This is a genomic window from Streptomyces sp. NPDC000941 (assembly GCF_053599555.1).
Genome location: NZ_JBSFMM010000548.1, coordinates 1 through 1,412 on the forward strand (window position 1 = coordinate 1; position 1,412 = coordinate 1,412).

1 protein-coding gene is annotated in these 1,412 nt (G+C 73.9%); it reads left to right on the plus strand.

The annotated features are described in order from the left end of the window. The first annotated feature begins 63 nt into the window (after nucleotides 1-63). Nucleotides 64-1,332, plus strand: coding sequence for an HRDC domain-containing protein (locus ACWDSL_RS53410; protein ID WP_450497013.1), 1,269 nt, complete (start codon nucleotides 64-66; stop codon nucleotides 1,330-1,332). Nucleotides 1,333-1,412: the final 80 nt, after the last annotated feature.

Below are 1,412 nucleotides of genomic sequence, written 5' to 3' on the forward strand. Positions count from 1 at the left end.
GCCGACGGAACGTTCCGTCGGCGGGCGCCCTGCGTACCCGCTGTACACAGCTACCCTTGACAGGTGACCGACGCCCAAGAGACCGCAGCAGAGACGACACTGCGAACCACCGGGGGCGCTCCCCCGGACGACGTCCCCTCGGCGCCGGTTCCCTTGCTGGAGCCACGTGAGGGCATTCCGCCCGTCACCGCCGACCCGGACGCGCTCGCCGAGGTCATCACCGCCTTCGCCGAGGGCCACGGCCCGGTGGCCGTGGACGCCGAGCGCGCCTCCGGCTACCGCTACGGCCAGCGGGCCTATCTCGTCCAGCTGCGCCGCGCCGGCGCGGGGACCGCCCTGATCGACCCTGTCGGCTGCCCCGACCTGTCCGGCCTGGGCGATGCCATCGCCGACGCCGAATGGGTGCTGCACGCCGCCACCCAGGACCTGCCGTGTCTGCGTGACATAGGCATGCTCCCCGGCCGCCTCTTCGACACCGAACTGGCGGGCCGGCTGGCCGGGTTCGCCCGGGTGGGCCTCGGCGCCATGGTGGAGAACATCCTCGGGTACGCCCTGGAGAAGGGCCACTCCGCCGTCGACTGGTCCACCCGCCCGCTGCCCGACCCGTGGCTGCACTACGCCGCGCTCGACGTCGAGCTGCTGGTGGACCTGCGCGACGCGCTGGAGGAGGAGCTGACGCGGCAGGGCAAGCTGGACTGGGCCCACCAGGAGTTCGCCGCCATCGCCGCGGCCCCGCCCGCCCCGCCCCGTAAGGACCCCTGGCGGCGTACGTCGGGCATGCACAAGGTCCGGCGGCGCCGGCAGATGGCCGTGGTGCGCGAGCTGTGGACGGCCCGGGACAAGATCGCGCAGCGCCGCGACGTCTCACCGGGCAAGGTGCTGGGCGACGCGGCCATCGTCGAGGCCGCGCTCGCCCTGCCGACGACCGCGCGCGCCCTGGGCGCGCTGGGCGGCTTCGGCCACCGTATGGGCCGCCGCCAGCTGGAGCAGTGGCAGTCCGCGGTGGACCGCGCGCGGGCCCTGCCTGAGTCGGAACTCCCCCAGCCGGGCCAGCCGGTGGCCGGCCCGCCGCCCCCGCGCGCCTGGGCCGACAAGGACCCGGCCGCGGCGGCCCGCCTCTCGGCGGCCCGTACGGCGGTGACCGGCCTGGCCGAGCAGCTGAATCTGCCGCAGGAGAACCTGATCGCCCCGGACACGGTGCGCCGGCTGTGCTGGGAGCCCCCGGCCGAGGTGACCGCCGAGTCCGTCGCGGAGGTCCTGCACGGCTACGGCGCCCGCCCCTGGCAGATCGAGCAGACCACCCCGATCCTCCTGGCGGCCTTGGAGGATTAGGACGGGATTTGATTTGTGGTGAGTATCGGACAGCGACACGCCGACGCAACGGCGTGTGGCTGTGTCAAACAGAAAGGTAT